The organism is Pseudomonas sp. Colony2, from assembly GCF_019382755.1.
In the GTDB taxonomy this organism is placed as follows: Bacteria; Pseudomonadota; Gammaproteobacteria; order Pseudomonadales; family Pseudomonadaceae; genus Aquipseudomonas.
The window spans coordinates 5,825,862-5,830,565 of the sequence record NZ_CP080030.1 but is presented as its reverse complement, the minus strand read 5'-3'; the positions used below and the strand labels follow the sequence as shown (position 1 = coordinate 5,830,565).

Sequence of the window (4,704 nt, the reverse complement as noted above, 5' to 3'; positions counted from 1 at the left end):
TCAATGCATTAAATATGCAAATAAGCATTTGCCAAGCATCAAAACTGCCTGCACTATCCGCGTTATGCAAAAACGCAACGTTTCTATCGTCTTAAGAGAGCTGCTGGACCGCGACCGGATCTCCCCCACGGAGCTTCACCGGCGTACCGGCGTGCCTCAATCCACACTGTCCCGGATCCTCAGCGGCAAGATCGTGGATCCGTCGGACAAGCACATCTCGCGCATCGCCGATTACTTCCAGGTCAGCACCGATCAGCTGCGCGGGCGCGCAGGGCTGGTGCCGGTGCGGTCGGACGAGCGTGACCCGATGCATTCGGAACTCAAGGACATAAGCCTGTGGGACGACGAAACACCCGTTAATGATGACGAGGTGTCGATCCCCTTTCTGCGCGAGGTTGAATTGGCTGCTGGATCAGGAAGATTCGTCATCGAGGAAAGCGAGAAGGCCAGCCTGCGATTCGGCAAGCGCAGCCTGCGGCATAACGGTGTGCAGTTCGACCAGGCCAAGTGCGTGACGGTGCGCGGCAACAGTATGTTGCCGGTGCTGCGCGACGGCGCCACCGTAGGTGTCAATGCGGGCAAATGCGGGATTGGTGACATCGTCGATGGCGATCTTTACGCCATCAATCACAACGGCCAGCTACGGGTGAAACAGCTCTATCGCCTGCCTTCCGGGATTCGCCTGCGTAGCTTCAACCGCGATGAACATCCGGACGAGGACTACAGCTTCCAGGAAATCCAGGATGAACAGATCAGCATCCTTGGTCACGTTTTCTGGTGGGGCATGTACGCCCGCTAACCCTTCTGTATAAGACAAAGCCCGCCAGTGAGCGGGCTTTTTTTCGTCTGCGTAAAACCACCAAACCCTTTGCCTGCGGGGCTATAAATGCACCTGTGCATTTCTTGCGCAAAAATAAATGCATTTGTGCATTGACTGTATATGCATACATGCATATTCTTCATCTCAAGCCAGCCAAGAAGGCCTGGTGGAGGCGGCAAGGATGCTGCCAAGGAAGACAAGGACGTTACGCAACACCGGCAAGGACGCCATCGAAGCGATGGCAAGGATGCCAGGCAATACCGGCAAGGATGCCGACGCTCTTTAGTTTCAAACCGCTTCAAGAACAGGCAGCGATGAACCGGCCTTAACGGTTCAGAGGGTTGGCAACTGGCCCGGGTGTGCAGCGTAAAGCACCAGAAGCAGTTATCCGGCAGACAGGGATCGTGGTCGGAAAAACATTGAGGAAAGAACCGTACCGCGCCAGTAGCGCCGAAAGTTCGAGGACATCATTACTGAAAAGCCCGGGCAACCGGGCTTTTTGGAATGCCTACCTAGAGAACCCATTCAAATTGAAACAAACACCTACAACCGGCGACCTGCCGGTATCACTCATTCCAGGAGGCGTGACATGACAAACGAGCAGCAAGCGTTGGCGGAAATGCCTATCTGGCTGGTCATCGTATTGGCGGTGATTGGCGGGGTTTCCGGAGAAATGTGGCGCGCCGACAAGGAAGGCGCCCGCGGTTGGTCGCTTATGCGGCGCCTGGCCCTGCGTTCGGGGGCCTGCATGGTGTGCGGGGTATCAGCCCTGATGCTGTGCTACGCCGCCGGCATGTCGATCTGGACGGCCGGCGCCATTGGGTGCCTGACCGCCATGGCCGGCGCCGACGTGGCCATCGGCCTTTATGAACGCTGGGCGGCCAAGCGCATCGGCGTCAACGAAGGCCCTGGCCGGGACCCGCAGTAACCGTTGCAAGGACGCTACTTAAATGACACTTATCGAAAAACCCTCCCAATTGCCCCAGGCCATCAGCGAGGCACTGCGCAGGGCGTTTCCGGAACTTAAGGTCGGCACTCATCAGGACTTTCAGGGCGCCGCGAACGACACCGGCGTGTTGATCACGGTCGAAGGCAATGGGCCGGGCCTTCGCTCCCGCGAGGGGCGCAAGGCCCATGCCCTGGGGATTTCACTCAAGGCCATGGTGGCCCCGGGTGCCTTGCCCTTTGATGCCTGCGACCTGGCCAGCCAACTGATGGACCTGGTGCTGGATAACCGCTGGAACCTGCCGCAGGCGCAGTGCGACCTGCCGACCAGCATTGTCGCTGCGCCTTCAATACGCACCAGCGCAGAGACGGACTACGACACCTGGACCGTCACCTTCATCCAAACCCTCTATATCGGGCCGCCGTTGCTCAACGATCCCACAGCCAAGCCGCTTTTTGCCTGCACCTGGGACGTCTCGAACATCGACGACCCCGACCAATACAAGCCGCTGGCGGAGTAGCCCATGTTCGACGCGCTGTTACGCATGCAGCTGGGGCCGATCGTGGAGCGCCTGGCGGAAATGGAAAGCCAGCTCGAAGACCTGTATCGACGCGCCGAAAGTTTCTGCCGAATCGGCGTGTGCCAGGAGGTCGACGCCGCCAGCAATACCTGCAAGGTCAGCCACGGCGAACTGCTCACCCCGGCGATCCGCTTTTTCAACCCCAGCGCCGGAGCGCAGACGGAAACCCGCATCCCGTCAGTAGGCGAGCAATGTTTGCTGCTCAACTACGGCGCCGGGGAGGGCGGGGCGCAATCGGTGGCCTTGTTCGGCTTGAACAGCGACCGCTTTCCACCGGTCTCCAGCGCTTCGACACTGACCCGGCGCCGCCATCAGGACGGTACCCAGAGCGACTACGACGACGCCAGCCATACCTTCAACTGGGTCAATGGCCCCACCACGTTCACAGGTTCCCGCGAACAGGTCGACATCAAGGTCGGCGCCGCCAGCCTCACGATGAGCGCCCAGGGCGTCACGCTGCAAGTCGGCGGCACCAGCCTGTTGCTGGACGCCGGCGGCGCGCACTTCAGCGGCCCGGTGGTGGACCACCAGGGTCGAGTCATCAGCCCCTGACAAGGACATCCCATGATCGGAATCGATAGAAACACCGGGGCGGCGGTCGATGACTGGCTGCAATTTGTGCAGCGCGCTACCCGAGCGCTGACCACGCCCTTGGGCACTCGCCAGAAGCGCCCGCTGTACGGCTCGATGATCCCGCAGCTGCTCGGGCAAAACCTCGGCGATGACCTGCTGATTCTCGCCCAGAGCCATGCCGCCCAGGCGTTCTACAACCCGCAGAACGGCATCGCCGACTTCGAACCGCAAGTCATCGTCGCCAACCGCCAGGGCGCCGGCCTGTTGCTGCGCTTCGCCGGCACCTGGAAAAACCGCAAGCAATCCTTCGAGGTGGTGACATGAGCATGCTGATACCCGGCCAGAACCAGCTGGCTGAGCCAGCGATCATTGCCGTCGATGAGTTCGAACCGTTGCTGGCGGAGTTCAAGGCGTTTGTCGTTGATTACGTCGCTACTCGTGCACCAGAAAATGCCGCCAAGCTGAAGGTCAGCCTGGAGAACGAGAGCGAGTTGCTGACGTTGGCGCTGGAAGCTTTTTGCGTTCGCCTGCAAACCCACGAGCGCAAATACAACGCCCGCATCAAGCAGATGCTGGCGTGGTGGGCTACCGGCAGCAACCTCGATGCGCGCCTGGCGGACATGGGCCTTGAGCGCCAGGTGCTCGACCCTGGTGACCCGGCGGCTTTCCCGCCGGTACCGCCAACATTGGAGAGCGACGATGACGCCCGGTTGCGTTATTACCTCGCGCCTCACGCTCCGGCGGCGGGCTCGCGGATGCAGTATCGGCGGGAGGTTTTCACCCTCGGTGAGCGTCCATCGGTGAAAGTGCAAAGTGCTACGCCGGGTGTGGTGACGGTCACTTATACCTTCGACCCGGACGGCTACGCGGCACGGGTCAAGGATGGTAACGGCCGTCGAACCGCGCCCGGCGAAGTGATGGTCACGGTCCTGTCCCGAGACGGGGATGGTACACCTTCTGCGGATCTACTCGACGGTGTACGCCGGCATTTCGCCCGGCCTGACGTGCGACCGGAAACGGATCTCGTCACGGTGCAGGGGGCGCAGATCCTGCGCTACAAAATTCGGGTGGTGGCCAAGATCAACGCCGGTCCGGATTCCGGATTGACCCAGGTAGCCGCGCAGCGACTGCTGCAAACCTACGCCGAGTCTTGTCATCGCCTGGAAGGGCGGGTGGACCCGAGCTGGATCGACTACGCCATCCACTCGGCAGGCGCTGCGCAACTGCAGATCCTTGAGCCGCTGGAGCCGATCGTCACCACGGCGTTTCAGGCTCCGTATTGCACGGGTGTCGAGGTGGAGGTGCACACGTTATGAGTGAGCCAAAAGGCAGTTTGCTGCCCGCCAACAGTTCGCCGTTGGAGAAGGCGCTGGACCTGGGTTTCGGGCAATTGCTCGATCGGGTCACTCCGCCATTCCCGGCCTTGATGAACCCGCTGCAGACGCCGGCTGAATTCCTTCCCTACCTGGCCGCTGATCGCGGCGTCAGTGAATGGGACGCCGCTGCCAGCGAGTCGGAGAAGCGCCTCACCGTGGCCTTGTCCTGGCAAATCCAGCGTCAGGCCGGTACGCCCAAGGCGCTGAGCTACGCCGTCGAATCCCTGGGATTCACCCCCAATATCAGTGCCTGGTATCAACAGCGGCCAACCGGTCTGCCTTACACCTTTGATGTGCAGGCAATCATCGGTCGCAGTTGGTCCAGTGGCGATCACAACCGTTTGATCCGCCGCATCAACGCGGCCAAGAGCGAGCGGGACCTGGCCACCATCACCATCGTGCACGAGAC

The 4,704-nt window shown here is 60.9% G+C and carries 7 protein-coding genes; all 7 read left to right on the top strand.

Features of this window, described 5'->3' with window-relative positions; all coding sequences use genetic code 11:
* Window positions 1-64 precede the first annotated feature (64 nt).
* On the top strand, window positions 65-799 hold the full coding sequence (locus tag JV201_RS23560; protein ID WP_032899152.1) for an XRE family transcriptional regulator: 735 nt from the start codon (window positions 65-67) through the stop codon (window positions 797-799).
* A 610-nt stretch (window positions 800-1,409) separates the two neighbouring features.
* Complete coding sequence (locus JV201_RS23555; RefSeq protein WP_003208680.1) at window positions 1,410-1,748, top strand: phage holin family protein; 339 nt, start codon at window positions 1,410-1,412, stop codon at window positions 1,746-1,748.
* Window positions 1,749-1,770: 22 nt separating this feature from the next.
* On the top strand, window positions 1,771-2,286 hold the full coding sequence (locus tag JV201_RS23550) for a hypothetical protein (RefSeq protein WP_219406102.1): 516 nt from the start codon (window positions 1,771-1,773) through the stop codon (window positions 2,284-2,286).
* A gap of 3 nt (window positions 2,287-2,289) precedes the next feature.
* Entirely contained in the window at window positions 2,290-2,898 is a 609-nt protein-coding gene (locus JV201_RS23545) for a phage baseplate assembly protein V (RefSeq protein WP_003208676.1), read from the top strand.
* Window positions 2,899-2,910: 12 nt separating this feature from the next.
* Window positions 2,911-3,243 (top strand): phage baseplate protein, encoded by a 333-nt coding sequence (locus JV201_RS23540; RefSeq protein ID WP_003208675.1) that lies wholly within the window; start codon window positions 2,911-2,913, stop codon window positions 3,241-3,243.
* A complete protein-coding gene (locus tag JV201_RS23535) occupies window positions 3,240-4,235 on the top strand; it encodes a baseplate J/gp47 family protein (RefSeq protein ID WP_102604886.1) in 996 nt (331 codons plus the stop codon). Before JV201_RS23540 ends, JV201_RS23535 begins: the two co-directional genes overlap by 4 nt.
* On the top strand, window positions 4,232-4,704 hold a 473-nt coding region (locus tag JV201_RS23530), incomplete at its 3' end, for a phage tail protein I (protein WP_257903260.1). The genes JV201_RS23535 and JV201_RS23530, both read left to right, overlap by 4 nt.